General features: G+C 47.7%; 24 protein-coding genes. 10 read left to right on the forward strand and 14 right to left on the reverse strand.

Translation table 11 applies throughout. The features are described from left to right. The first annotated feature begins 115 nt into the window (after positions 1-115). On the forward strand, positions 116-715 hold the full coding sequence (locus JOY44_RS02960) for an alpha/beta hydrolase (RefSeq protein ID WP_171572246.1): 600 nt from the start codon (positions 116-118) through the stop codon (positions 713-715). A gap of 117 nt (positions 716-832) precedes the next feature. Here JOY44_RS02960 and JOY44_RS02965 read toward each other — a convergent pair whose 3' ends face one another. The 4 genes from JOY44_RS02965 to JOY44_RS02980 form a co-directional block, all read right to left on the reverse strand. After that, positions 833-1882: a YgfZ/GcvT domain-containing protein gene (locus JOY44_RS02965; protein WP_171572247.1), complete on the reverse strand. Its 1050-nt coding sequence runs from the start codon at positions 1880-1882 to the stop codon at positions 833-835. Positions 1883-1963: 81 nt separating this feature from the next. Continuing rightward, a complete protein-coding gene (locus tag JOY44_RS02970; protein ID WP_171572248.1) occupies positions 1964-2173 on the reverse strand; it encodes a hypothetical protein in 210 nt (69 codons plus the stop codon). 300 nt (positions 2174-2473) lie between these two features. Continuing rightward, complete coding sequence (locus tag JOY44_RS02975; RefSeq protein WP_171572249.1) at positions 2474-3322, reverse strand: DUF928 domain-containing protein; 849 nt, start codon at positions 3320-3322, stop codon at positions 2474-2476. 34 nt (positions 3323-3356) lie between these two features. Next, positions 3357-5801 carry a CHASE2 domain-containing protein gene (locus tag JOY44_RS02980; protein WP_197984914.1) on the reverse strand — a complete coding sequence of 815 codons (2445 nt, stop codon included), beginning with the start codon at positions 5799-5801 and terminating at the stop codon, positions 3357-3359. A 172-nt stretch (positions 5802-5973) separates the two neighbouring features. Between JOY44_RS02980 and mnmA the strand changes: the two genes are divergently transcribed. The 3 genes from mnmA (at position 5974) to JOY44_RS02995 (ending at position 7899) form a co-directional block, all read left to right on the forward strand. Next, positions 5974-7041, forward strand: a complete 1068-nt coding sequence (gene mnmA / locus JOY44_RS02985; protein WP_171572250.1) for a tRNA 2-thiouridine(34) synthase MnmA — start codon at positions 5974-5976, stop codon at positions 7039-7041. Positions 7042-7160: 119 nt separating this feature from the next. Continuing rightward, positions 7161-7361 carry an addiction module protein gene (locus JOY44_RS32755; RefSeq protein WP_242541751.1) on the forward strand — a complete coding sequence of 67 codons (201 nt, stop codon included), beginning with the start codon at positions 7161-7163 and terminating at the stop codon, positions 7359-7361. Positions 7362-7695: 334 nt separating this feature from the next. Beyond that, entirely contained in the window at positions 7696-7899 is a 204-nt protein-coding gene (locus JOY44_RS02995) for a hypothetical protein (RefSeq protein ID WP_203031922.1), read from the forward strand. Positions 7900-8022: 123 nt separating this feature from the next. On the opposite strand, the gene JOY44_RS03000 is transcribed toward JOY44_RS02995, so the two are convergent. Continuing rightward, a complete protein-coding gene (locus tag JOY44_RS03000) occupies positions 8023-8220 on the reverse strand; it encodes a hypothetical protein (RefSeq protein WP_171572253.1) in 198 nt (65 codons plus the stop codon). Between the two features lie 133 nt (positions 8221-8353). Between JOY44_RS03000 and JOY44_RS03005 the strand changes: the two genes are divergently transcribed. Next, entirely contained in the window at positions 8354-10831 is a 2478-nt protein-coding gene (locus JOY44_RS03005) for an HAD-IC family P-type ATPase (protein ID WP_171572254.1), read from the forward strand. A gap of 166 nt (positions 10832-10997) precedes the next feature. Here the strand turns inward: JOY44_RS03005 and JOY44_RS32760 are convergent, their stop codons facing one another. The 7 genes from JOY44_RS32760 to ctpA all read right to left on the reverse strand — a co-directional run bounded on the left by JOY44_RS32760 (position 10998) and on the right by ctpA (position 19270). Beyond that, entirely contained in the window at positions 10998-11072 is a 75-nt protein-coding gene (locus JOY44_RS32760) for a pentapeptide repeat-containing protein (RefSeq protein WP_171573666.1), read from the reverse strand. Positions 11073-11218: 146 nt separating this feature from the next. Beyond that, positions 11219-12100 (reverse strand): hypothetical protein, encoded by an 882-nt coding sequence (locus JOY44_RS03015; RefSeq protein ID WP_171572255.1) that lies wholly within the window; start codon positions 12098-12100, stop codon positions 11219-11221. A 383-nt stretch (positions 12101-12483) separates the two neighbouring features. Next, positions 12484-13992, reverse strand: coding sequence for a DUF1802 family protein (locus tag JOY44_RS03020; protein ID WP_171572256.1), 1509 nt, complete (start codon positions 13990-13992; stop codon positions 12484-12486). Further along, on the reverse strand, positions 13985-15892 hold the full coding sequence (locus tag JOY44_RS03025; protein WP_171572257.1) for an AAA family ATPase: 1908 nt from the start codon (positions 15890-15892) through the stop codon (positions 13985-13987). The genes JOY44_RS03020 and JOY44_RS03025 overlap by 8 nt, the downstream gene beginning before the upstream one ends. Positions 15893-15960: 68 nt before the next feature. Next, on the reverse strand, positions 15961-16629 hold the full coding sequence (locus JOY44_RS03030; RefSeq protein ID WP_171573667.1) for a hypothetical protein: 669 nt from the start codon (positions 16627-16629) through the stop codon (positions 15961-15963). A 147-nt stretch (positions 16630-16776) separates the two neighbouring features. Further along, positions 16777-18024: an HD domain-containing protein gene (locus JOY44_RS03035; RefSeq protein WP_171572258.1), complete on the reverse strand. Its 1248-nt coding sequence runs from the start codon at positions 18022-18024 to the stop codon at positions 16777-16779. After that, positions 18014-19270: a carboxyl-terminal processing protease CtpA gene (gene ctpA / locus JOY44_RS03040; protein ID WP_171572259.1), complete on the reverse strand. Its 1257-nt coding sequence runs from the start codon at positions 19268-19270 to the stop codon at positions 18014-18016. Before ctpA ends, JOY44_RS03035 begins: the two co-directional genes overlap by 11 nt. Positions 19271-19627: 357 nt before the next feature. On the opposite strand from ctpA, the gene petB reads away from it, so the two are divergent. From petB to JOY44_RS03055, 3 genes are all read left to right on the forward strand, one after another. Continuing rightward, the gene (gene petB, locus JOY44_RS03045) at positions 19628-20296 is read left to right on the forward strand and encodes a cytochrome b6 (RefSeq protein ID WP_171572260.1); all 669 of its coding nucleotides are present in this window, start codon (positions 19628-19630) and stop codon (positions 20294-20296) included. Between the two features lie 111 nt (positions 20297-20407). Beyond that, positions 20408-20890, forward strand: coding sequence for a cytochrome b6-f complex subunit IV (gene petD, locus JOY44_RS03050; RefSeq protein WP_171572261.1), 483 nt, complete (start codon positions 20408-20410; stop codon positions 20888-20890). A 208-nt stretch (positions 20891-21098) separates the two neighbouring features. Beyond that, complete coding sequence (locus JOY44_RS03055) at positions 21099-21503, forward strand: hypothetical protein (protein ID WP_171572262.1); 405 nt, start codon at positions 21099-21101, stop codon at positions 21501-21503. Positions 21504-21586: 83 nt separating this feature from the next. On the opposite strand, the gene JOY44_RS03060 is transcribed toward JOY44_RS03055, so the two are convergent. Continuing rightward, the gene (locus tag JOY44_RS03060; protein ID WP_171572263.1) at positions 21587-22009 is read right to left on the reverse strand and encodes a hypothetical protein; all 423 of its coding nucleotides are present in this window, start codon (positions 22007-22009) and stop codon (positions 21587-21589) included. A gap of 146 nt (positions 22010-22155) precedes the next feature. Between JOY44_RS03060 and JOY44_RS03065 the strand changes: the two genes are divergently transcribed. Next, positions 22156-22857, forward strand: a complete 702-nt coding sequence (locus tag JOY44_RS03065) for an endonuclease III domain-containing protein (protein WP_171572264.1) — start codon at positions 22156-22158, stop codon at positions 22855-22857. 28 nt (positions 22858-22885) lie between these two features. On the opposite strand, the gene JOY44_RS03070 is transcribed toward JOY44_RS03065, so the two are convergent. After that, complete coding sequence (locus JOY44_RS03070) at positions 22886-23068, reverse strand: DUF4351 domain-containing protein (protein ID WP_171572265.1); 183 nt, start codon at positions 23066-23068, stop codon at positions 22886-22888. Positions 23069-23106: 38 nt separating this feature from the next. Here JOY44_RS03070 and dnaK point away from each other — a divergent pair, with 38 nt between their 5' ends. After that, positions 23107-25578, forward strand: a complete 2472-nt coding sequence (gene dnaK, locus JOY44_RS03075) for a molecular chaperone DnaK (RefSeq protein ID WP_171572266.1) — start codon at positions 23107-23109, stop codon at positions 25576-25578. The last annotated feature ends 40 nt before the right edge of the window (positions 25579-25618 follow it).

A 25618-nucleotide genomic window follows, 5' to 3' on the forward strand; every position in this document is an offset into this window, starting at 1 on the left:
ATTTATCCTCAGAATTTTTTACTCCAAAGCCAAGATGAGATTTGTTAGGGTGGATAGGCAACTTAGTGGATTGGGTTGTCGTCCAAACTATTTAGCAGGTTTTTAGGATTTAAGTATGCCATTTTTAACATCTTCGCTTTATCGCACTATGGGAGTCGCGATCGCTGGCGCCATTCTTTTGATGCACACTCCCGCTGCTGAAGCGGCTGACAAAGTTGTGGTGCGCTACGGAATTTTTCGCCAGTCGCTTTCGGTCGAAGAACTCACGACTTTTGCTGAAAAGGGCGAAATGTCTAGAAAGGTAGAGCGCTACTTAGATATGGCTAAGAGTGACCCGGCGGAGATTCGGCAAGTGTTGACGAAGCCGATTGATATCAACTATGGCACTGTGAACACGGCGCTGAATAATCCCTTGGGCAATCGCATGTTAGATGAACTGGGTCGAATGATTCAAACCCCAGATAATGAGGGCAATCGGGATGCGTTGCGAACTGCCGTGAGTCAATCCGCTGCCAAAGACAACAAAGTTTCGATTCTAGAAATCATTCAAAACTATCCCAGCGATGAAATCCATTTAGATGCAAAACGCATCATCAAAACTTACAACACGCTAGCAAAGTATCAAAAGCCAATTGAAGGCGTGTTGAACAATGTCGAGCCAATTCGCGAACTTCTGAAAAAGCAAGGCATTAATTTACCTAATTTTCTCAAGTGATACTTGAATAGCTTCAAATTGAGTGGTTACAATCAAACTCTTTTTGCTTACTCATTTCGCTCTGCAAACAGTCAACTGTACAGATGGCTGCTCGATAATCGAGTGATGATATCGCTTCTACTCGCGCGTTCGCTTTAGAAATGGCACTTCCAGCAGTTCACCCTGGCTGGTGCCAATCTGGACTTTTAAGCCTGCGTCGCCTGCTTTGGTGCGAATGTAGCCTAACCCAAACACGCCTTGAGCTGTCTCCGTCAGGCTGGTGAGGATGCCGACTTTCTCTTCGTTTATGGTGATTACGGTTCCGGGTTCAGCCGCAACATCCAATCGGATTCCCCAAATCTGCTGCTTTACACCCTTGTAGGTATCCAACCGGGCAATGGTTTCTTGCCCAATGTAGCAGCCTTTGTTGATAGAAATTGCCTGCCATAGACAGGCTTCCACAGCGTTGTAGTCCTCGGTTAGCTCCGCATCGGGCACTGGGCGACCTTGTTGAATTCGGAGTTGATTCCAAGCGCGATCGCCCATCAGTACCGCTCCTGCTTGGGCGATCGCGTCCCACACTGCCGCTGCATAATCCGCTGCAACGATGATGGTGTAGCCTGCTGATCCCAACCCGCTGCCCATTGCTATCCGCACGGGATGACTGGAAATTTCTGCTACGCAATGACTGCCGTAGGGCTGGGTTGTCCTTGCATCCACGCCAAGTTTTTCTAACAGCGTAGAACTTTGAGCACCGATCAGGCTAAACATCGCCATTTCATCGGTAATGTCTTTTAGCTGCACCTTATCGCCAAAGAAAATATAGCGATCAAGCCATTTCATCAAATGATCTCGGCGATTGGGTGAGACGACGACCAGCACAGCATCTTCTAACATATAAGCAGTTGCCAAATCGATAGTTCGAGCGGTAGGGGTAACAAATACCGTGTCGCAGCCTTGCCCTGGCTGCAAAATTTTTATGTCATTGGTGCTTTGGTTATGCAGAAATGTTTGTCGATCTGCGCCGCTGAGTTGCAGCCTGCCCCAATGGGTGCGATCGCACAGTACTACGCTACTGTGGGCGGCTGCGATCGCGTCTACGTCATTGCCAAAACTAATCGGGGCAATGGAACTTTCCTCAAATTGGGCACCCTGCCGTTGTTGAACCTCTCGCAAACTCTGAATCATGACAATTACGCAATCCGCTTAATAGAGTCAGCTTATCGCGATTTGCCCACTGCCCGCATTGCATAGCCTAAAGAGGGAAGGTCAGTAGCTATCGCCATCTGTGGTCGTTTTCATACCCAAAAAATGATTTGCTTGCATCAATCGCTCGGCGATCACCATTCGCCGAGCTAGGCTAATTCCCGACTCCGCCAGCACTTCTTGAGCCAACTGACGGTATTGGGCACCCGTCACAGGATCAACCTCATCGATATGCTTAAGGTTGGCATAGACTTTACGAACATTAATAGCCATAAATCCTCTATAGAAAGCTTTGAGAGACTCTGTGACGTTGCAGCATAGCCATCAACCAAGAAAGAAAGCTGCTAAAATCCTGCATTTCAAGAACATAGAATGTAAGCAAAAGAATTCTGCGATGTAGTCTTCCACATCTTAGCCAGTTCAAATGATTGAAGCACTGCAAAAATCGGCAGGATTCATAATGAAGCATCACGAATCAGTTGCATATTGCGCTAGTTATCAGTTCTTTGCACTCCACATTTCCTGAGCAAGATTTCTTGAGTAAGGAAGTATCCTCATGCCGAAGTTCACTGGCTATTGAATGTTGCAGCAGTTGATGAGGGGCTGAGCTGAGAGTTTTTCCAAACTGCCATCTTGTAGTAAAGCATTCCAATCAGTTTTGATGGCAGTATCGTTGGGCGCTGCGAGTTGGGCTTCTGCTAAGGCGGTTATGGCGTCATACCAAAACCCGTTTTCTCCATAAAGAATGGCTTGCTGTTGGGGAGTTGACTGCTTCAGGCGATCGCTCAGGGTTGAGGATAATGGGGCGCGTTCTATCCAACCATCAACATAAACCATGGCAGTCATAGAGTCGGCGAACTGAGCGTTTGATCGGGGTGATGGTTTGGCTGGAGAAGCACTGGTTGAGGTGCAGGCAGAGTCTTTCCCCTTAACACTTAAAGACCAGTGATAGAGTTTGCCTGGTTGCAGAGAAGCAGTTTTTGACACCTGCACCCCAATCATCCCAGCTGTTGGGGGTAAGGAGACGGGCACCCGATAGATATCATTGTCTTGGTCATCTTGAAGAACAAACTCAATAGACTCGATGGAATCTGGTTTGTAAGGATTATAAAACCAGATTTTTGGGCGTTCGGCAGTGGTGCGGGCCCAAACGTGGGTAGTGGCTTTTTCCTGATAAGCCGGAGCAAGCGCACCTAAGTTATCTAACACTGCATCTTTAGTAATTTTTGCCAGCATCAGACAGCCACGAGAAGCAGCGCCTCTGTTGGTGCCGGGTGCGCCATTACTAGGGGGACGGGGTGGGCTATAGCGTGCCATTAGAAGGGGCTGATTCCAAGCAGGAGGCTGGCTGGCATCGCTGAGGGAAACGCCAAGGGCGATCGCGCCTGAGACAGATATTAATAAACAGGGAAGAAATTTCACGGGGGCTACTCCTAAAGTCGCTAATGATTGGGAATTATCGGGCAATCCAACTCCGGCTGATGAATACAACACCTGTGCTGCTAAGGGTGGCGATCGCTGTGGGCAATAGCGGCACCCACCAACCAAACTGAACCAACAAAACCAGGCAGATACCAAACAGGGTAGCGATCGCCGTCCCACTTGCCACGCTCAGAACTGCAAAGTGCCGCAGATATAATGCCAGCAATGCACCTAAAAGCGACCAGGCTCCAATCCACAGGGTTTCTGTCCAGAGTGCGCCCGTCCACAGCAACGGACGGCTCTCTAGCGCGGCACTCAGCAGTTGGCTCACCATCTGAGCATGCAGCATGACTCCTGGAATGTCTTGTCCACCTGGTTCACGGGTGTAGGGCGTGGTGAAATAGTCCTGGAAGCTGGCTGTATGGGCAGTCGTGCCAATCAGCACAATCCGATCTTTGACGCTCTCTGGTGTCAGGTTTCCGGATAGCACGGTTCCTAAACTAATGCGGTCTACTACCTCTGCCAGCGAACTAAACGAACTGCGATTTTTGCGAGAGCGATAATTCAGCAAAATCTGGTGACCTCGCCCATCGAGATTAAAATAGCCACCCGTTGGAAATTCAATCGGGCGAATCAAGGCTTTCCCCAATTTCCAGGTGCCATCCGACTTAAACTCCAGGTTGATATTCTGTTGTGCCAGGTAATGTAGTGCCAGTTGTGTGCTGAAAGCATACTGGGCAGGGCACGCCTGAGTGCCATCCATGGATAGCAGGTGACGACGGACAATTCCATCTGGGTCGGTCAGCACATTGCTAAAGCCTAATCGAGCGATCGCTTGCTCTGTCGGGATTTCGGGCGGTGGAGCAACATCGGGTCTATTGGAGTTGGGATCGGCTCTAAAGCACACGGCAATCAAGCGATCGCTGTTTTTCATGCGTTCCGCCAGTTGCGGAAACTCCTTGCCAACGGGATCGCGATATAGGTCTAGCCCAATCACGCTGGGCTGAAGTGGCTCTAGTTTATCTAACAATTGCGCCAGCGATCGCGAAGACAGCGACACATCCGCAGGCTTACTAGGATCTTGCTTTGCTTGCGCTTGGATGTCTTTTTCCGTTACCTCCACCACCAAAAGTCGCGGATCTCGTGGCTCCTTAGGGCGCATCTGCAACCCCAGATCCAACGCCTTCAGCTCTGCTGACTGCAACAAACCCGCATACCGAACTCCCGTGACTAAGCCAGTTGTCAACAGGCTGATCGCAAAGAGCCAGGGGAGCGATCGCCGGAAGGAAAGGGGCGGTGAGTCGATAGATCGCTGGGTCGCTGAAGGCTTTTTTGCTGCTCCACTCTGCTCGACTGCGCCTTTCAACTGCTGCCAGGTTGGCGGAATTTCGGCGGGATGCTGGCAGATGACTGGAAGCCAGGTGGCACAGGGAAATTCTCCCTCTAGCCCTTGCAGCCGCGATCGCGCGGATCGGACTGCCAGATACAGCGGTTCTCCTTCGGCGTAGGCAGCCAGAAAGTATTTCAAAAACTCCTGGGCAACGCGATCGGGCACCGGTTCGCGCATCACAATCAGTTGTGGAATTTGCAGGTAGGCAAGTTCTCGTGCCAGACCCAGCCCATCACAAGAGTTAAAAATTGCTAGCTTTAAGCCCCGCTCCATCGCTTTTTCCAACCCATGTTTTAGTTGGCTAATGGTCAAGGTTTCCGTTTGATTCAGGTGGATCAGCCCTGAGTTATCTTCACTTTGACTGGTGCTGTGTCCGGCAAAAAACAAAATCTCCCACGATTGCTCCCACAGGCGATCGCTCAAATCTTGTCGGGCTGGCTCTACTAAAAACGTCACTTTGGCATCGGTTAGCTGCTCTAAAATGGCGCGATCTTTTTGAATATCAATGTTTTGGCTATTTCCCAAAATCGCTAGAATGCGAACTTGCGGAGTGAGTGAAATTGGGCGAGTTGGGCGTTTATGAAACTCCAATAGGCTAAGGGCAATTTCGGTGTAGGGATAGCGCTCCATCAAATCCCACAGATGCCAAGGCAAACGGCGGAGTTGAGCATCATCGGTTTGCACCACCAGCCGAATGATTTCGTTGGGATCAAGCTGCTCCAGCCACTTTTCTCGAACAGGGCGGAACGATCGCGCATCTAGCCAGTCATTCAAGCGATCGCGCAACTGATGGGCCGCCGCTTCACAGTCGGCGATCGTTGCTTTGGGGGTTACGACCTTGGGCAAGCCAATCGGACGACCCGATAAATCTAAACGACGATAAATTTGTTGCCATTGGGTATAACAAACTGGAATCTCTGGTGCTGGGGGAAGTTCACCTGTTGTTTCGATCGCTGGCGGGGCACCTTCGTCTCCAATCTGAAGCGTCACAGGAAATCCCTGCTCAAAGTGTCCCTTTCCTAGCTTCAAAACGACCAGCTTTCCCACCGCAAACGCTCCTGCAATCAATACCACTAAACTCTGTTTCAATGCTCCCTACTGCTGGTTCTCTACGACGAAACGGTTCTGTTTATGCAGGCGCATCCAGTTATTTCAAGTATGCCAGTTCTATTTTCCCTCGTCCCTTAACCTCTTTCACACCTATCTTCCGTAGGGATGTTAGCCTAGGAACACAGCGATTCTTCAGTTTTTTTAGTAGTTCATGAACAAGGTTGTAGTCGGGCTTTCGGGTGGGGTTGATAGCTCAACAGCGGCAGCGATCCTTCATCAGCAAGGGTATGAAGTGATTGGGTTGACTCTATGGCTGATGAAAGGCAAAGGGCAATGTTGCTCCGAAGGAATGGTGGACGCTGCCCAATTGTGTGAGCAGTTGGAAATTCCTCATCACATTGTGGACAGCCGAGAAGCGTTTGAAAAATATATTGTGAACTACTTGGTGGCAGGGTATAGCGATGGTATTACGCCCCTGCCTTGTTCCCAGTGCAATAAAGCGGTGAAGTTTGACCCAATGCTAAAGTACTCGCGCGCTGAGTTGGGCTGCGATCGCATTGCCACAGGTCACTATGCTCGCATTCGCCACGATCACGAAACTGATCGCTATCAATTGCTTCGGGCGATTGATCGATCTAAAGACCAATCCTATTTTTTGTATGACTTAGAGCAAGACGTTTTAGGGCACGTTATTTTTCCTTTGGGTGAATATCCTAAAACCGAAACCCGCCGAATTGCTGCCGAATTTGGTCTGCACACTGCTGAAAAGCCGGAAAGTCAGGATTTGTGCCTAGTGGAAGCGAATGGGTCGATGCAGGCGTTTTTGGATAAATACATCACGCCTCATCAAGGGGAAATTGTTGACCAAGGGGGCAAGGTGCTGGGGCATCACGAAGGCGTGCATCACTACACGATTGGACAACGGAAAGGGTTGGGAATTGCCCACAGTGAACCGTTGTATGTGGTGGCGCTGGATGCCGTGCAAAATCGGGTGATTGTGGGCGATCGCACCACGGTTTTAGCCTCTGAATGCACAGTGCAGCGGCTCAACTGGGTTTCGATCGCTAAACCCGTTTCCCCCATTCGGGCAGAGGTGCAAATCCGCTATCGATCGCCTGCCGTTCCCGCAACGGTAATTCCTTTAGAGGACGATCGGGTGCGCGTTGTGTTTGACGAACCTCAAGCCAGCATCACTCCCGGACAAGCCGCCGTTTGGTACGACAACGAAATCTTGCTGGGCGGCGGCATCATTGAGCGCGACTCTATCAATCCCATCTAATTGAGTGCTCAGCTTAAATTTGTGTATGAAATTTTGCTCACATCGACTTTTGTTACAATACGCTCAGAGTCAGTGTTCTGCGAGGGACTATGCGATCAATCGAGCAATTGACAGAAGAAATGTTATCTTTACCTAGCGCATCAAGGGCGCTCCTTGCAGACAAACTGGTGGAAAGCCTAGAATTCGATGCCGATTCCACCATCCAGGAAGTTTGGGTAACTGAAGCAAAGAGGCGCAGAGACGAGGTTCGGGATGGTTCTGTGCAACCAATTTTAGGGGAAGACGCTTTGACTCAAGTTAGACGACTAATTGAGCCATGAGGATTGCATTTCACCCCGAGGCTCTGACTGAATACGCTGAGGCTGTTCAATACTACGTGGAGCAGCAGGTTGAGGTTGCACAAGCATTTATCAATGCAATTGAGGATACTGTGTATCGGATTAGAGAATCTCCTAGTCGTTCTGTTGCTATGGATAATGAAGTTTGACGATGCATGGCACGGAAGTTTCCTTACGCAATTCTCTACACTATTGAGCAAGACTACATTCTCATTCTGGCAGTTATGCATTGCAGCCGTGAGCCTGGATACTGGAAAAGTCGTCGGTAGCTGTTAAACCATTAAAGTCTTCAACACAAAAAAGTATGAGGGTTCCAGTGTTAACATCTCTGCCATTCCTGAGATCGCTACTGTGGCAAATTAGCGGCGCGATCGCGGCTCTAACTCCAGAGGAAATGCTCAATGTCTATGAGCGGGTTTGGCGTTATCGCTATACCTTGGAACCGCCGACTTCAGAAGAACCGAACTTCATTCGAGAACTGGCGAATCAGTTTCATTCAGTCCCCATTCATGATGTTTAGCAATCCTATCCATCAGCAAATCCTCCAGAGAGATGTTGCTTTGAATATCTATAGATTCAACAATTAGACCTAATTCTGATGGGGTTAGACCTGCTTACAGTTGAATATCTGGGTTGAGATTAGCTAAGGAGTTCGTTGAGCGATCGCAAAAATGAAGGCGGCTAGCAGCGGCAAAATGATGGGAACGGCGACCACCAAGCCCCATTTGCCAAAGCGAATTTTTTGTCCGTCGGCTTTGAGCAAGGCGATGACGGCGACGATGCCCATGACCGTCCACAAAGCGCCAAACCCAATAAATAAAGTAAATGCCGAGTCATCCATGGCGAAACCTTAGCGACCGCTCTTTTTGCCTGATCCTACTTCACTTTTTTGAAGTTGTGCGAATGGAAAGCGGAAGGGGATTATCCCGGTTAAGATCGCACTACTGTCGGAATGTGGCTTAGTAAATTGACTCATGAGTGATACGGAAGAGCAGACGGGTGAATTGCAAGGGTTGAGCGATCGCGAAGTCATTGCTCGTCGTGCGGATGGCAAGGGCAACAATATTCCCCGCAGTAGCAGCCGCCCTTACCGCCAAATTTTTAATGAGAACTTGTTCACCTTTATCAATGCGGCGTTTTTCACCATTAGTTTGGTGATGTTTTTGCTGGGACGAGTTGGCGATGGCATCTTGGTCGCGGTGGTGATTTTTGGTGGCGTGCTGGTCAACATCGGTCAAGAAATTTGGGCGAAACGCAAACTAGATGAAATTGCGCTATTGCACCGTCCAAAAGCGATCGTGATCCGCGAGGGCAAAGAACGAAGTGTTGATCCCAGTGAAATTGTGCTGGGTGATGTGCTGGTGTTGCTTCCGGGCGACCAAATTTTAGTGGATGGTGCCATCATCGGCAATGGGCGAATTGAGGTTGATGAATCGTTGCTCACTGGGGAGTCGGATTCTATTCCTAAAATGGTTGGCGTTCCGGTTTATTCTGGCAGTTTTTGCGTCAGCGGCACCGCTTGCTATCAAGCCGAAAAAGTCGGCACGGATACGGTGGCGCACAAGCTAATGACAGGCGCACGAGCGTTTCGTCAGGTGCTTACCCCGGTGCAACACGAGATTAATGTCGTCATTCGGGTGTTTTTGCTGATTGCCTGCTTTTTGTGGATTTTGGTAGGCATTAGTTTTTTAAGTCGCTCCTATTCGCTCAACGATGTGATTCAGCGAGCGGCAGTGATTGCAGGGCTGGTTCCGGCGGGGCTGTTGCTGGCAATTACTCTGGCGTATGGTCTGGGCGCAGTGCGAATGATTGGGGAAGATGTGTTGATCCAGCAGGCTAATGCCGTGGAATCGCTGAGCAATGTAGATATTTTGTGCCTGGATAAAACGGGCACTCTGACCACTAATCAAATTGAACTGCAAGAAATTTATCCGATTGGCGTTGATGAGGAGGAATTGCGATCGCTCCTGGGAATTTACGCCGCCAGCACTATTGCAGGCAACAAAACCAATGATGCGATCGCCAACACCTATCCCGGCGTTGTGATGGACGCGATCGCGGAAGTGCCCTTCTCGTCGGTTCGCAAATGGAGCGCTTTAGCCTTCGATGCTACTGCGACAGATGTCTCATATCTTGCACCCGGAACCTACGTTTTAGGTGCTCCAGAGTTCTTGATGTCACTGGCTGGCGTTAGCCCTGATGTTGCTGACTACATCGAAGATGGCATTCAACAAGGCTTACGGGTAGTGATGTTTGCCCACAGTCCCGAAAAAATAGCACCAAAAGAAAACTCCACCCCGGAATTACCTTTGGATCTCAAGCCGTTGGGGCTTTTGCGATTTAGCGATCAACTGCGACCCGAAGCCAAGCAGACGTTGGATGGATTTGCGGAGGCTGGGATTGAGGTCAAAATTATTTCTGGAGATAACCCTAAAACGGTCGCGGCTTTAGCGAAACAAGCAGGGCTGGGAGAGGATATTGAGGTGGTTTCAGGGCAAGAGTTAGCACTGATGGATCAAGTGCAGTTCATCCAAACGGCATTGACGAGTACCGTGTTTGGGCGGATTACGCCAGATCAAAAAGCAGATTTAGTGCGGGGGTTGCGCCGCCGTGGAAAATACGTTGCCATGATTGGCGATGGGGTAAATGATGTGTTGGCGCTGAAGCAGGCAAATTTGGCGATCGCCATGGAAAGCGGCAGCAAAGCCACCCGCAGCGTCGCGGATATCGTCTTGCTGAAGGATTCTTTTGCCGCGTTGCCCCACACCTTTTTGGAAGGGCAGCGGATTCGCAACGGCATTCAAGATGTGATGAAGCTGTTTTTGGTCAGAACCTTTTGCGTCACACTGTTGGTGTTTGCCACGGCGATCGTGACCGATAGCTTTCCATTGCAAAACAAACAAAGCGCGATCGTTGCGCTGGTTGGAGTTGGCTTCCCAACCATGTTTATTCCCGTATGGGCAAAGGCAGGTGCCATTCCCCGTCGCAGCATGGTGCGAGGAATTCTACATTTCGTCATCCCCGCGACGCTGACTCTCACGCTAGTCGCGCTCTTCGTCTACCTGTTCTATCTCGTCGTTGCCATTCTCGATTTGCAACCCAATCTTGACTTATTGCAGGTCGATTACGCTACGCCACGCAGTGCCTTAGTCACCATTTTGATCATGGGTGAACTGCTGTTATTGCCATTCCTCAAACCGCCGACGCAGTTTTGGGTAGGCGGTGAACCCTTGAGCGGCGATTGGCGGTATACGATCGTTGCGATCGCGCTTCTCGGTATCTACTTCCTGATTTTGGCAGTGCCGCCCTTTCGCAATTTCTTTGAGCTACAGCCACTCAGCCTTTGGAGCTACCTGTTTCTGGCATTTGTGGCGTTTGAGTGGTGCCTAATTTTACGGGCAATATGGCGGAGTCGCTTCCTCGATCGCTTCCTTGGCATTGACTTGGGTTAATCGGCGATCGACAACCTTAAAAATATGCTGCATCAGAGTGATACCAATGCCATCAGCCCTGGAACAATCTGATCAAGGCAATGTCGCCCTTTTGAAGGGTGGGTTGCTTCGTTAATTACGGCGATCAAGCAAATTAATCAACAATCCTTATTTGGGGTACGACAGGCTATTCCGTTTCACCATTAACATAGGCATTGATTAGGTTAGCCTCGCGTAGGTTGACACCACTCAGGTTGACAATGGTTCAGTTTGGTATCGCTTCTTTCGGCATCATTCAGTTCTGCATATAGTTTGACGTTGCTTAAATCACTTGGATTAGCCACTGTCAATTTCTATTAATAGTGGCTAATCCATTTAAAGCGTGACGAACTTGAACCATAAGCAGATCTAGTGGAGAGTCGATTGAATCGCTTGCATCCGTCGCTGCTGGTCGTCTCGTAATGCTATTGGGTCATTGGCAAATCCGGCAGCTTCCACTTCGCCTGTGTTGGGATTGACATAGCTGCTGATACGGGCACACAATACTGCCGCAAATTCTTGATCTTCCACTTGCTGGCATTGCTTCAAATTTTCAACAAAGTCTGCACCAGCTTGAGGAGATTGATTCCATAGGTCTGCACCTTGCACCAAAACATCCATGTTTAGCGGAACACCCATATTCTCAGCATCTTGAAGTAAATGGGGAATTGCATCTTGGCGCATACGATTAAGCCCCTGTTGTTCGGCATCAGCGACGGAAGTAGCTCCAAGTTGCCAGCTAAATGTGCCTTGATTTTTGGCATGGTTACCTGGATCGATGTGCTGCTGCCAAAGTGATGTTTTCCCCCCATCGCGTGTCCGAGTGCCCTCAGCCACTCCAATCGCGATCGCTCCTATACTGTCAGGCGTAGCAAACAACTGCTCAGCCACCGTCGTTTGCTCAGCTACCGTCATTGACGGGGCAGGTGCGGATGAGACAGAAGATTGACGGGTTGCGTCGGGTCGAAAACTCACCTGAGACGGGGCAATGGCAAAGCCACTAGAAATCATCAACGAAGCCAGGGAAAATCCTGTTAATGCCTTTTCAATCCAACTGTGGCTGACAACTTGATAGGAGCGTGGACAAAGATCGCGGGATTTTTGGCTGAGAGGGCGACCTCGTTGCTGCTGCCGAAGAGACTGGGGTGAGTGAACAGATAGCCCTCGCTGTCTCCTCAGTTCCGATAAAGGCAGTTGAGATAAAGGATATTGACGATGATTTAAGCGGCGCGAGTCAGTTGAGTTATTCATACGTGATTAGCGGTTCCATCCAGGATGGAAGGGAAGATACAGAGCGCTACATCTATGCCTTTTATCCCCTTGCCCTAGTGGGCAACCCGCCATAACGACCTCCATGAATTGCAAAATTTTCGTTTCTGGACGCTAAAGCTAGATGGATGATAACTCAAACATCAACTAGTTGGATCTATGCATTAAGACAGATTATGGTTCGAGGTTGCAGTAAAAAACTTTGGGTTGGTAGTGGAGCATCAAAAGCAACTGAAAGAATTGCTTGGGTTGAGCAACACACTCAGGCGCGATCGCATTGTCATCAGCTAAATAGTCTTTCCTGAAGTGGGGATAACTCCAAAGTCCTCTCACTCAACTCATTCAGGAGATCGCCCCTTCCTCCTTCAATCCACTACCAAATCACGCAAAAAGTAGAAGCGATCGGTCTGTAAACTGGTTCCTTGAACCCTGCCCAAATACCCTGCTAAAGGTGAAGAAAGTTCTATCAAAAACTCATGAACAGTTTGATTATCTAAACTACTTCCATCAAGCCTTGAAAAAGCAGCATTATATTGAGCGCGGATCTCTACGACCTCAAACTGCGTTCTATGTGGTTCAATCTCAATAAGTTGCTTAACAGCCTTAACAATATGAGCGCGTACTTTAATTCCGTTCCAAGCTTGATCAATATAGCCATTCACTTTCACATCAGCATCTTCACCAAATGGCGCTGATTCTAAACAAGGCTTTAGCTCCATTAAGTTGATAGAGCCTTGATGTTTTGCCTTTAGTTCAACTAACCTTTGCAAGGTTTCAGGACGAAGGACATTCATTTTATTTCCCACAGAAGTTTGTTTCGCATGAGTGTTCAGCGCCCCAGCAGCCATGATTATTTTGATACATTTGTCATAGTTCTCAAGATGCTTCAAGCCCAATTTAACTAATTGTGCTGGTGTGCTATCAGGTACGGATTCTGTTTTTGTTGCCTTACATTCACCTACTATCGGGTAAGGCTCTTCACAGTAGAAATCTAATCCTCCTGCTCCTCCACAACCGCTAGGATCAAGGCTTGCTTGAGGATTAGCATTAGAGTTCTTGAAGCCTAATTTTACGAGGCTTTTACGTACTAGCTTCTCAAACAGATCTCCATCGCTTGAGTTGCCTACCTTTGCGATCGATGTAATCCATGTCATATCAGAATCAGGCTGAATCTTCTTCGAGTCATTAGCCCAACCTAAGAATACTCGAACTTCTTTTTCTAAACATTTGGCTGCTGGGTTAATGCTGGCAAATTGAGAAACTATACCTTGCAACTCTTCTAATTCTGGATTGAGCGATGGACGTAGTTCCTCTAGCTGCTTCATCCGCTGATTAAAAACAGAGCCATTGAGAACAGGCAAAATTTGAATGATTTTGAGCGGGCTATCAAACTGTTTATCTAAAGCAGTCAAACCCACAAACTTACCAAACTTATCTGGAGTGATAACGTTGTCAGTTAATTTAATGCAATCCGGTACTCGATGAACTCTTAAAAAAGCTAGAAAAACTCGCTGTCTTTGCTTTAGAGCTTGCTTCAGTGCATCTTTTGTCCAGATAGATAAACTCGATAGAGCTTCTAACTGCTCCGCTTCGTGCAAAACCTTGAAGCCTTCACATTTTGCCCAAGCCTCAATTTCTACAGTTTCAGATTGCTGTTGGAAAGTCGCGGTTCTAGCCAATGGCAAAATGTGCGAACGATACTGCTGCTCGATTGGCAAAGCATCGCCATTTTGAGCACAAGGATAGAGCAAGAATGTCCATCCTTTTTGTACAGGGACGTTAGGAATTACTGCGATAAGCTGCCCGTGCAACAAAGCTGCAATGTCAGGAGCCGGAAGACACAAAGCCCTATCTAGATAAACTGCATCAGTCATGGATCTGTAACTCTTCTAAATCTTCTGATTCAGCAATATCTGAGTCACTATCATTATCATCATCTAGTAAGGTTTCTGGTTCGCCCTTAATATCATTAGGAATCTGATATGACGGATCACTCAAAATCTCTTTGATCAAAGGATTATGATTGCCTAACCAGTACTTCTCTCCTTTGTCAGTAATAAAATTCAAGATTTCCTCTTCCGTAACTTTATACTCTGACTCACGTTTTTGATAGACAGATCGAATAGCTATTAAAGGCTTAATCTCTGTCCCTTTTAGCTTAATGAATTCACCTCCTCCATTAATTAGAGGTGCAATGTATGTTTTTTGAAAATAATTGTTGATTAGTTTCTCGCCGGATCGAACGAGGCAACCACGAGACAGCCCAAAGCGTTCTCTATCTAGAAGCCTCTTGAATCCTGCTCCAAGCCCTTTTCCACCGTCATATTGCAAAACAGCAACACCAATCTTCACTGCTTTTCCGTTCTCTTTACCAATAATCTTAAAATTGAGATAGTCGTCTCTGTTCCCTTTTTTCCCTACACCGACAGTTACATCTTTAATTGTTACCTGCTCCACTGTGTGATTAATCAATTGTTGAAAACTGTAGAACAAAGCATCAGCCAAGAAATAGTTATCATCTAAGCGGCTTTTGATGTCTTCACTTAGTTCGCTAGTGAATGCTAGCTCAACTGGACTAGTTTCATCCTGAGATAGACCAACTAGCGGAATATCGGGCTTACAATGTTCTCGGCACCATTGGAGAACCTCTCGAACAGTTGGCTTTTCTCGTCCAATTTCTCTAAGTTGTCCTGCTTCAAATGGATAAATAGGATGAGGAGGAATTAGCTCTCTGATTGCGTAATATTCTTTAAGAAAGAAAGCAACAACTTCAATAGTCGTGTCGCTATCTAGATACTTTAGATCTAAAGGAGAACAGTAGGTAGTCATTTTTTGAGCAATGCTTGCAGGGAGTTCTCCCTTAATCTTTTCAGTCCAAATTCCTGGCATCATTACACTTAAAATGACACCGCGCTGAAGATTCTCAAAAAGTTCTTTGACTAAATTAGCTACAACCTGTGACTTGTACAGACCTGCATCGTTTACATCCGAAAGATCAAGGTCATCAAAACAAATAACTAGCTCATAATACTCACTGATTTGAGCAAGAATTTTGAGTACTGTATCAAAAGATTGACTTTGACTCGGTAATCTCAGTTCGTTTGCTTTGTACTGAGCAAGTTCTTTCCCCGCCAACCAATTGGATGCAAAAGAAGCTTCATTTTCTGAGAGTGTCCAGAAGATAGCTCGAATAACATCAGGATCTTGAGCAGATTTGTTTTTGCAAAATACTTTGGTCAGTTTGCTAACCCAATTTGTAACCTGCTGCTCATTGCTACCCTCAATTTTCTTGACTAGGTTCTTAGGTTCCCAAGCCTGCGTGTTAGGATTTGTTGCTTTCAAGACATCGTTAGCCATTGCAGTAGCAAGTTCTTGCCACTGTTTTACTCCTTGGCTACCAATGTTGCTGAAACTCTCTGCTATGAGTTGTTGAAACCCTTGTTTTGGTTGATTGAGATTATCAAACTTGTTGGCAAGAATAAAGAGCGCACCACCTTGAGCTTGAAGACGGTGGCGAATGCGACTAACAATGTGAGTCTTGCCAGTACCATTCTGGGCTGTAATCAAGATTGAGGCTGTTTGATAGCGACCTTCACGAATTTCACTTAGGGCTTGGAAGACTGCATCAGATGCATGAGTATTCAGGCTTTCAACATCAGGAAAACTTTTACCCCAAATGTTGTTTGCGTTGACGAAAGGAGGCTGAGAAAAAGGGTTGTGGCTGAGTAAGGCAGCGTTAACTTCTTCAATTGGCGAAGTGATTGTATTAATCATATTTCTTGGGTGAGGGACGAAGCAAAATTTCTGAGTAAACCGGGCCAATGATGTTGGTTGATATTGTGCTAAAGCTTTTTGGCGTAGTAGCGTATGCCACCTAACGTAGTTTTGATAGAATCTTCAGCCTTATCAGGTGTGAGTTCTGGCATTTCTCCACCAATGAGTTGCCAAAGGTCTTTAGTTTGCATCTCAAGTACCCATTCATCAAAGTGGGGGCGAGAAACCCGATCGCCAATTTCGCGGCGGATACGATAAATCGGGACTAGATTATCTAGGTTGTAGTCATGGTTGAGGCGATCGTAAACTTCAAGTGCAATTGACTTAAACTCTTCGTAGGATGCGATCGCAGCTTTTGAAGCTTTACCATTGGTGGGCGCGATCGCTGTTACAGTCTCCATTTGCTGAAGCCATTTCAACAAACCTCTCGCAAGCCAAGCTCCGGTTGTCGCACCACTGAGGGCAAAATCAACCGTTTTAAGTTCCTCAGCCAGTCTCTCTACACCTTTTGCTTCCAGAGATACTAGCGAGTATGACTTTTGCTTTTCGACCTTAATCGCACCGTCGTCCACTAACTGGTTGAAGACTTTTGCAGATCTCTTAGCGCGATCGGGTAATTCTCCCTTTTTGAGCGCTTTTGTGTCTGCTCCCAACTCCCACAGCGCTAGCAGCAGACGAGTTGTTTCCTGAGCCTTCGGTGGAGACTTCTTTTCTTCAATAGAAGGTTGAGATGGCATAAAGGTTGATCCTGCATCTGCTAGGTTAAATGGCTTACGCCTTCCCATAGTTCCCTGCTCAATCAGTAAGATCCCGATCGCACGCCATAAGCTTCATGAACTTATTACACTAGTTGACATCAAAATTTGCCGAGAAGCACTTCGCGCTCAAAACTCAAAACTCAGCATTGACTCAATTTCCTTGGGATAAATTAGCCAAGCACGCTCGTAAGGCTGGGTCAGGGTTTGCACGAGGGGTGAGAGGTTGCTAATTTCCTGTAGCTCGGTTGGCGTTTGAATCTTGATGCCCTTCTGATACAGCGTATAGCCTCGGCTGAAGGAAATCCGAATGCCGCTATAATAGGGCGCATCGAACCCCGCTTGAGTTAACCAATACTGCGTTTTGCTGAATAGCGTTTCTCGCTGCACCTGATCTAGGTGGGTAATGTCCAATCCTTTGAACAAGTCGCGATCGCAAAATCGACGGCACAGATCGGACAACACTGCATCAGTGTGCTGTTGCCAACGCTGAAGATGGTAGGTGAATACTCCATCATCTGCGGCAAGATAGGCAGTGAGCGAGATGCGATCGCAGTCGCCAGTTAACCATGCAGTTACAGTATCGTCGGCAGTTAGATCACCTGTCGATAGGAGCGATCGCGCCCGGTTAAAAGCTTGCTCCAAAATCCAGGTGGCAGCGATGTTTTTGGGATGGTTATAAACTTGGGCATACATAAAATAACGAACGATTAAGTAATGCTCAACCGCTGCCATGCCTTTACGAGCAACCACTAACTGCTGTGAAACGGGATCATAGCCCAATGCCATGAGGATGCGATCAAGGTCAATTTTGCCGTAGGATGCACCTGTAAAATAGCTATCCCGCATCAGATAATCCAAGCGATCGCAATCCAACTGGCTAGATACCAACTGCCACACCAACGGTACTGGATGAGTATGGCGATATACTTGAAGCAATTGTTCTAAAAGCTTGGGACTGAAGGCTGTCAACGCTTGCCGAATGGAGGATTCCTGCAAAATACGCTCTGTCCACTGTTCGTGATGACAGCCAAAAATTTCTTCTGCGGTATGGCTAAACGGACCATGCCCAATATCATGTAGTAGCGCCCCACACAGCACCACTGGACGATAGGGTTGCAATTGGGGATAGGATTTTGCAATTCGGTCGAAGGCACGACGGGCGATCGCCATCACGCCAATCGAATGAGTGAAACGAGACGATTCTGCCCCATGGAAGGTCAGGCTAGCTGGACCTAACTGGCGAATTCGGCGCAACCGCTGAAAAGCAGGAGTATCAATCAGCTGCACGATCAGCGCCTCAATTGGATCGTTGCCATCTAACGCGATCGCCCCATGCAGCGGGTCTTGATAAGTTCGTCCAGAATTAGGCAGCACCAGCAACCATTGATGGGGTAGTCAAAAATTCCACAGCCGCCTCATATTGGCGATCACTCTGCGTTCCCGTTTGGGTGATGGCAAGTGGATCGAGTGGCACTATCAAATCCGGTTTAATTCCCTGTTTGTTGATATCAATATGGTCAGGCGTTTGGTATTTGGCAACCGTCACTGCCAAACCCGCCCCGTCTGACAAATCAAACAGTGATTGAATCAACCCCTTGCCAAACGTGCGCTCTCCTATAATTGTGGCACGCTCATTATCTTTCAGGGCACCCGCTAAGATTTCGCTGGCGCTTGCCGTTCCCTGATTCACCAACACCACCAGTGGATCTTTGGTTAACGCTTGTCCGGTTGCTTCAAAACTGCCTTCAATTCCTTGACGGTTGACGGTGTAAACGATCGTGCCTTCATCCATCCACAATCGAGCAATCTCAATTCCTGACAGCAACAATCCACCGGGATTGCTGCGGAGATCTAGTACGTAAGCTTCGGCTCCCTGTTTTTCTAGAAGAGTGATCGCTCGACTCACTTCCGTTGTTGCGTTGGCGTTAAATTGAGCAAGCCGGACATAGCCGATTTTTATTTTAGGGCTTTCCGCCGACTGGTTATCAGCAGTTCGCAACTCAAAGGAAACTGGATTTAACGCAATGCGATCGCGCACAATTTCTATATTCAACAGGTCACTGCCCATTCGTTGAACAGTCAGCACTACGCGGCTGCTCGTCGGTCCTCGCATCCGTTCTGCCGCTTCATCCAGGCTTAAACCTGCGGTGGGAACACCATCAATATTTAAAATGGCATCGGCAGGTTGCACGCCCGCCCGATCTGCCGGAGAACCCGCGATGGGTGCAATTACTTTTAATACTTTTGTTTCTGAATCCAGCGAGATTTGCAGGCCTACACCAGTCAGTTCACCGGATGTATTCGTTTGCAAACTGCGATATTGATCGGGTTTCAGCAATCTGGTAAATGGATCATCTAGCCCTGCCAGCATTTTCTGAATTGCTGAATAAGCAGAGTCATGATCGGGCAGTGCCTGCTTCAGTGCTTTTTGCCGCACGAGCCACCAATTCTGATGGTTAAAGGTGTCGTCTACGTAAGCCCGATCCACAAGTCGCCATGCTTCTGCCACTAACCGCTGCTCCTCGGTCAGCGCGATCGCGGGAGAGGCAAACCCAACCGTAACGACTACGATTAACAGCAGCAAAAATAACTGCCTGACCAAAAATGTCCTTTGTTTCATAAAAGCTAAATTCAAGTTTGATTTAATCAAAAACCTTTTTTGCTCTTCCTTTTTTAACGCTTAAAGTTCTAGTCAAGATTGACTAGTCTAACGATTCATAAATGAAATTTGACCTTAGCTTAAGAATTTTCTTGCGGGGCAGCAACCAAAATCGAGTGTTGCGATCGCCAAGTCAGTAAATATACGGAAACAATAGTTGCTTTGTTTTTTAGCTCTGACCATAAAACCGCTGTTCAGGTTGAAATTGATTCGTCAATCTTTTTCCACTAAGCCAAATCCCGCTTTAGATAGAAACCGCTTGGTGTCTGTGTTACATTCTTGTATGGACAGCAATACATTGTTAGGAATTCTTGCTTCATGTTCACTAAGCAGGTAACCAATTCAAAGGCTTACCAGTGGTTCAATGAGCGTCTCGAAATTGAGGCACTCTCAGAAGATATCAGCAGCAAATACGTTCCCCCTCACGTCAATATCTTTTATTGTCTAGGCGGAATCACACTCGTTTGCTTTGTGATTCAGTTCGCCACTGGCTTTGCAATGACATTTTACTATAGGCCTACGGTCGCAGAGGCCTTCCAATCCGTTGAATACATCATGAACGATGTCAACTTTGGTTGGCTAATTCGCTCTATTCATCGCTGGTCAGCCAGCATGATGGTGCTGATGATGATTCTTCATGTTTTCCGAGTTTATCTAACAGGTGGCTTTAAAAAGCCACGCGAATTGACTTGGGTAACCGGAGTTGTGTTGGCAGTAATTACCGTTTCTTTCGGTGTAACTGGCTACTCTCTCCCTTGGGATCAGGTGGGTTATTGGGCAGTCAAAATTGTGTCTGGAGTTCCAGAGGCAATTCCCGTAGTTGGCGTGTTGATCGCTGATTTGCTGCGGGGTGGTTCTAGCGTTGGTCAAGCTACTTTGACCCGCTATTACAGTGCCCATACCTTTGTTCTACCTTGGCTAATTGCAGTCTTCATGTTGCTGCACTTCCTCATGATTCGCAAGCAAGGTATTTCTGGACCCCTCTAAGGTTTATCTACAACAGATTTGATTTACTCATTTCTGTTGTATGACATTGGCTATCGCTTGAACTTCTACTTATTTTTCGCCGACCTTTTAAACTAGGGAGTGCCTTTAAAGATGGCAACACTTAAGAAGCCGGATCTCTCTGATCCAGATTTGCGCGCCAAACTAGCCCAAGGTATGGGTCACAATTATTATGGTGAACCTGCCTGGCCAAATGATTTGCTGTATGTGTTCCCCATTGTAATCTTGGGGACAATTACTCTATGTGTAGGGTTGGCAGTACTGGACCCCGCTGTGGTGGGTGAACCTGCAAATCCCTTTGCCACTCCTCTGGAAATTCTGCCTGAGTGGTATTTGTACCCTGTGTTCAACATTTTGCGCGTTGTGCCAAGCAAGCTGTTGGGTGTAGTACTCATGGCATCTGTTCCATTGGGTTTGATTATTGTTCCTTTTATCGAAAATGTGAACAAGTTTCAAAACCCCTTCCGTCGCCCGGTTGCAACCACTGTGTTTCTATTTGGAACCTTATTAACGTTGTACTTGGGCATTGGCGCAACAATGCCTATTGACAAGGCTCTAACTTTGGGTCTGTTTTAGGACTTGTTGTTATTTAGTTAACACCTGTTGAATTCTTGTGGTGCCTTGGCTCCGGTGAATTTAATGGGTGTTATCTATTTTTAGAGCTTTTCAGTAAATGTGCTTATAAAGATGTTCCCAACAAACAATAGGGGAAACCGCACCACCTTCCCTTTGCGATCGCGATTACGATAGAAAAGTTAAATCAAAAGCAGATTAGGAGACGGCTGTGAATCAGAACAGCTTGAAAGATCTTCAACTCGGATTGTCAGATGTTAGCCGCTTACTGCTTCCCTTTTTGGTTATTTGGCTGTTGGGTGCAATTGGGCTGGGTTGGCTAGTCAAATCACTGTTATTTCTGTTTGGGCTACTATTAATTGCTCCAATCGTGGCTTTTGTGGGCTTTCGATGGTGGCTAAAGCGCAATGTGATTCAAGCGGAATGCCCAGTATGTGGCTTTGAATCCGTGAACTTAAAGAGTGCAGAGTTTCGCTGCCCCAATTGCAATGATCCACTGAAAGTGGAGGGCACGCGCTTTGTACGGCTGGTTCCTTCAGGCACGATTGACGTGAGTGCTGTAGAAATTGAAACCAATGCTACGGATATTCCAATGAGACGCATTGAGGAGCAATGAGCAGTATGTCGCTTTGCAGATGCTCTATCATGCGTGATATATACCAACGCTCCAATGCTTGAGCAATTTGAATGGGTGTGGACTTAGTTTCGAGCAACCTGCAAAGTGTAAGAGTGCTGTCCATTTGCACGATCGCCCACATAAACTGAGTAGGTTCCTCTCCGCCAGCGTCCTGGGATTTCCACCTTACCGTTTGAGTAACTATCTGCTGGAACGCAAAAATTTTGTCCACTCGAACTGCGGATCAATAATGCGGGTTCTCCATTACCCTGCAAAATAAATCGTAGATCTGTGTCTTCTGTTACTTGAACTACATGATTAGGAACGGCTGCAATAAATCCGGCACAGCCTCCATCTTTCTGATTGCCACCAGAGGTTCCATTCATTTGGATCGATGGGGAATTGGGTGTAACAGTGATCGATTCGCTAAAAGCAGTTTCAGCGCTTCCTAGCAACGCGAGCGCGATACCCATAGGCATCATCAAGTATCGTTTCAATCCTTTCATTTTCATTCCTCTCACCGGAAACACATTAATCCTTTAAAGTATTACAAGTCTCTAGGAGAATGCTCTATAGAAAGAGCCTGTTCCCAAAGTGGCACTTTGTTTAGTAGAAGTCCTCAAGACAGCACAAATTCTTTTTTTAAGCTGTTATGCAAACGAATTTATCCTTTTCGTCAGATAAACAGCAGACGCTTTTTTCAATTCACGATCGCCTTTGCGTTGAGTATGGCTGTCCAATCGCCTACTTTCATAATCTTGATCCGCTGAGTGAGTTAGTTGCATCGCTGCTATCCCACCGCACAAAAAATAAGGACTCTCACAAAGCATTTCAGCAGTTGGTTGAGCGGTTTCCAACCTGGGACTTAGTTATGGATGCGCCGACTGAAGATGTGGAAACTGCGATCGCCTCTTGCACTTGGGCGGAGTCAAAAGCGCCTCGACTTCAGCAGGTGCTGCGTCTCATTAAAGAACGGTTAGACGGGGAATGGTCGCTCGATTTCTTGGGTGAACTGTCAGTTGTAGAAGCCCGTGCCTGGTTGGAATCTTTGCCAGGAGTCGGACCCAAAACAAGTGCGGCAGTGCTGGCGTTCAGCAAATTACGCGGTCGTGCTTTGCCTGTGGATAGTCACCATCATCGCGTTGCCGTGCGCTTAGGAATTTTGCCTGCAAAAGTGGATGTTGGTAAATCCCATGCCATTCTAGAAGCTTTACTGCCCGCTGATTGGACAGCTCAACAAGTTTACGACCATCATGAAGTGTTGATGTTGCATGGGCAAAAGTGCTGCTATTACCGCAATCCTGCTTGCAATCGCTGCCCCTTGCTTGATCTATGTCCCTCCAGACGGGTGTAGCACTAATTGGGTAGTTCTAGCCATACTTTCAAATCGGACAGCGTAATAAAATTGGGGAGTGCTTCACTGATGCTTCTAATTGAGGCAAGGGTGATCCGTTAGTTTGCGATCGCATTTCACTCAGTAACGTTCCGAACCGACGAGTGAGTTGGCGGAGAAGTAGCGATCGCCAAAGCACAATCCATTCGCACGATACAATAGGCTGAAGCATCTGTATTGTCTATACAGCTTAGGGGAGATCAATCACGCATGGGAAGAGTTGTCGGCATAGATTTAGGAACTACCAACTCCGTGGTTTCGGTGATGGAAGGCGGTAAGCCGGTGGTAATTGCTAATGCGGAAGGAATGCGGACAACCCCTTCTGTCGTTGGTTTTAGCAAAGATGGAGAGCGCCTGGTGGGACAAATGGCGCGACGACAAGCCGTACTCGACCCGCAAAATACTTTCTTTGGCGTAAAGCGATACATTGGGCGAAAATATTCTGAACTGACACCAGAATCTAAGCGGGTTCCTTACACCATTCGCAAAGATGATTTGGGCAATGTCAAAATCAAGTGCCCCCGATTGCAGCGAGATTTTGCCCCGGAAGAAGTGCAATCAATGATCTTGAAAAAGCTGGCGGACGAAGCCAGTCGCTATTTGGGTGAGCCAGTCACTGGAGCGGTCATTACCGTACCCGCTTACTTTAATGATTCCCAGCGGCAAGCTACTCGTGATGCTGGGCGCATTGCAGGGCTAGAAGTGAAGCGAATTTTGAATGAGCCAACGGCTGCCTCCCTTGCCTATGGACTCGATCGCCAAGTTAGCCAAACAATTCTGGTCTTCGATTTGGGTGGCGGCACCTTTGATGTTTCTATTTTGGATGTGGGCGATGGCGTATTTGAAGTAAAATCCACCTCCGGCGACACCCAGCTAGGCGGTAACGATTTTGATAAAAAAATTGTGGATTGGCTAGCAGAAAAGTTTATTGAGCAAGAGGGCATTGATCTGCGGCGCGATCGCCAAGCTCTGCAACGTTTGACCGAAGCCGCCGAAAAAGCCAAAATTGAGCTTTCGGGTGTCACCATCACTGAAATCAATTTGCCTTTCATTACTGCCACAGAAGAAGGACCCAAGCATCTCGAAACCCGCCTTACCCGTGCCGAATTTGAAGGCTTTTGCGGAGATTTGCTGACCCGTGTTCGAGGACCGGTGCGGCAAGCCCTCAAAGATGCAGGCATGAGTCCGGTTCAGATTGATGAAGTCGTTCTGGTGGGTGGTTCTAGCCGCATTCCCATCGTGCAGCAATTGGTTCGCAGTTTTATTGACAAAGAGCCAAACCAAAATGTGAATCCTGATGAAGTGGTGGCGGTAGGCGCTGCGATTCAAGCCGGTATTCTGGCAGGAGAAGTCAAAGATATTTTACTGCTGGATGTGACACCGCTCTCCTTTGGGCTGGAAACCATTGGCGGCTTGATGAAAAAGCTGATTCCCCGCAACACCACCATTCCGGTACGTCGGTCTGACATTTTCTCCACTGGAGAAGATAACCAAACCCTGGTGGAGATTCATGCGCTTCAAGGTGAACGCGAGATGAACACAGGGAATAAATCCTTGGGACGGTTTAAGCTGACGGGCATTCCCCCCGCCCCCAGAGGTATTCCACAGATACAAGTGTCTTTTGATATTGATGCAAATGGCATTTTACAGGTGACAGCAATGGATCGCACCACTGGGCGCGAACAAAGCATCACTATTCAGGGCGCTTCCACGCTGAGTGAAGCAGAAGTAAACCGGATGATACGGGATGCTCAAGAATCTGCGGCAACCGATCGCATGAAGAAAGAAAAAATCCAAAAGCGCAACGATGCCGAATCCCTCATCTTCAAATCGGAACGACAACTGCGAGAAGCAACGCTGGATTTTGGGATGCAATTTGTCACCAGCTATCGCAGCCGGATTGAAGCGACTTCTCGCCAATTGCGGGAAGCGTTGGCTCAAAACGACGAACGCGGCATTGATCGCTTTCAAGCCGATTTGCAAGATGCCTTGTCTGAGCTAACCCGCGAAATATATCAGCGCAATAAGCAAGAGGAAGAAGAAGATAGCTTGTTGGGTGCCATCAAAAGCTTCTTTACCGATGACGATGATGATTACTACGATTACGACGATCGCCGTAGCAGCTATGGAAATGGCAGCTATGGAAATGACCGCTACGGTACCAGCTATGGCTCAAACTACGGCTATGGCAGCTTGTCGCGCGGCAGTGAGCCCTCTCGCTCTGGTGGTAGTTATGATCGTCGGGACAGCGATCGCTGGGATGATGCTCCCCGCAATATCCCCTCGCGTGACTCAAATCGAGATACTAATCGGGGGGATGATCGTTGGGATACTGCACCTCCTCGCGATGTCAGTCGCGGTGCCAATCGCGATACTAATCGGGACTACGGCAATCCTTCTAATCGCATCGATAATCGCGATAAAAATCGGGACGGTAACCGTTCCAATAGCTGGGACAATGAAGATTGGAAGGAAACCCGCAAGCCATCCAGCCGTTCCCCTTATGACCGTGATAGCGCACCGCGCGACGGAGCCGTTCGCCCTAGTTCTCCGCCGCGATCGCCAAACCGAGATAATCGCGATCCCTATGAAACGCCCAAGGATCGCAACAAGCTGCCCCCCCGTAATCCCCGTCCAAACCTGAATCAGGATAATTGGGATGACGACGATGACTGGCTCTAACAATTTACAGCTATTCGCTGTTGGCTATTAGATAACAGCC

Origin of the sequence: Leptolyngbya sp. Cla-17, from assembly GCF_016807185.1 — a bacterium.
In the GTDB taxonomy this organism is placed as follows: Bacteria; Cyanobacteriota; Cyanobacteriia; order Leptolyngbyales; family Leptolyngbyaceae; genus ULC077BIN1.

Excerpts from the sequence above, each read along its gene's own strand:
- petB (WP_171572260.1), top strand. The coding sequence starts at position 19,628 with ATGTTCACTAAGCAGGTAACCAATTCAAAGGCTTACCAGTGGTTCAAT.
- JOY44_RS03015 (WP_171572255.1), bottom strand. The coding sequence starts at position 12,100 with ATGAATAACTCAACTGACTCGCGCCGCTTAAATCATCGTCAATATCCT.
- JOY44_RS02965 (WP_171572247.1), bottom strand. The coding sequence starts at position 1,882 with ATGATTCAGAGTTTGCGAGAGGTTCAACAACGGCAGGGTGCCCAATTT.
- JOY44_RS03025 (WP_171572257.1), bottom strand. The coding sequence starts at position 15,892 with ATGATTAATACAATCACTTCGCCAATTGAAGAAGTTAACGCTGCCTTA.
- dnaK (WP_171572266.1), top strand. The coding sequence starts at position 23,107 with ATGGGAAGAGTTGTCGGCATAGATTTAGGAACTACCAACTCCGTGGTT.
- JOY44_RS03060 (WP_171572263.1), bottom strand. The coding sequence starts at position 22,009 with ATGAAAGGATTGAAACGATACTTGATGATGCCTATGGGTATCGCGCTC.
- JOY44_RS03065 (WP_171572264.1), top strand. The coding sequence starts at position 22,156 with ATGCAAACGAATTTATCCTTTTCGTCAGATAAACAGCAGACGCTTTTT.
- JOY44_RS03000 (WP_171572253.1), bottom strand. The coding sequence starts at position 8,220 with ATGGATGACTCGGCATTTACTTTATTTATTGGGTTTGGCGCTTTGTGG.
- ctpA (WP_171572259.1), bottom strand. The coding sequence starts at position 19,270 with ATGAAACAAAGGACATTTTTGGTCAGGCAGTTATTTTTGCTGCTGTTA.
- JOY44_RS32755 (WP_242541751.1), top strand. The coding sequence starts at position 7,161 with ATGTTATCTTTACCTAGCGCATCAAGGGCGCTCCTTGCAGACAAACTG.
- JOY44_RS02970 (WP_171572248.1), bottom strand. The coding sequence starts at position 2,173 with ATGGCTATTAATGTTCGTAAAGTCTATGCCAACCTTAAGCATATCGAT.
- JOY44_RS02960 (WP_171572246.1), top strand. The coding sequence starts at position 116 with ATGCCATTTTTAACATCTTCGCTTTATCGCACTATGGGAGTCGCGATC.
- JOY44_RS03005 (WP_171572254.1), top strand. The coding sequence starts at position 8,354 with ATGAGTGATACGGAAGAGCAGACGGGTGAATTGCAAGGGTTGAGCGAT.
- JOY44_RS03020 (WP_171572256.1), bottom strand. The coding sequence starts at position 13,992 with ATGACTGATGCAGTTTATCTAGATAGGGCTTTGTGTCTTCCGGCTCCT.
- JOY44_RS03030 (WP_171573667.1), bottom strand. The coding sequence starts at position 16,629 with ATGCCATCTCAACCTTCTATTGAAGAAAAGAAGTCTCCACCGAAGGCT.
- mnmA (WP_171572250.1), top strand. The coding sequence starts at position 5,974 with ATGAACAAGGTTGTAGTCGGGCTTTCGGGTGGGGTTGATAGCTCAACA.
- JOY44_RS03070 (WP_171572265.1), bottom strand. The coding sequence starts at position 23,068 with ATGCTTCAGCCTATTGTATCGTGCGAATGGATTGTGCTTTGGCGATCG.
- petD (WP_171572261.1), top strand. The coding sequence starts at position 20,408 with ATGGCAACACTTAAGAAGCCGGATCTCTCTGATCCAGATTTGCGCGCC.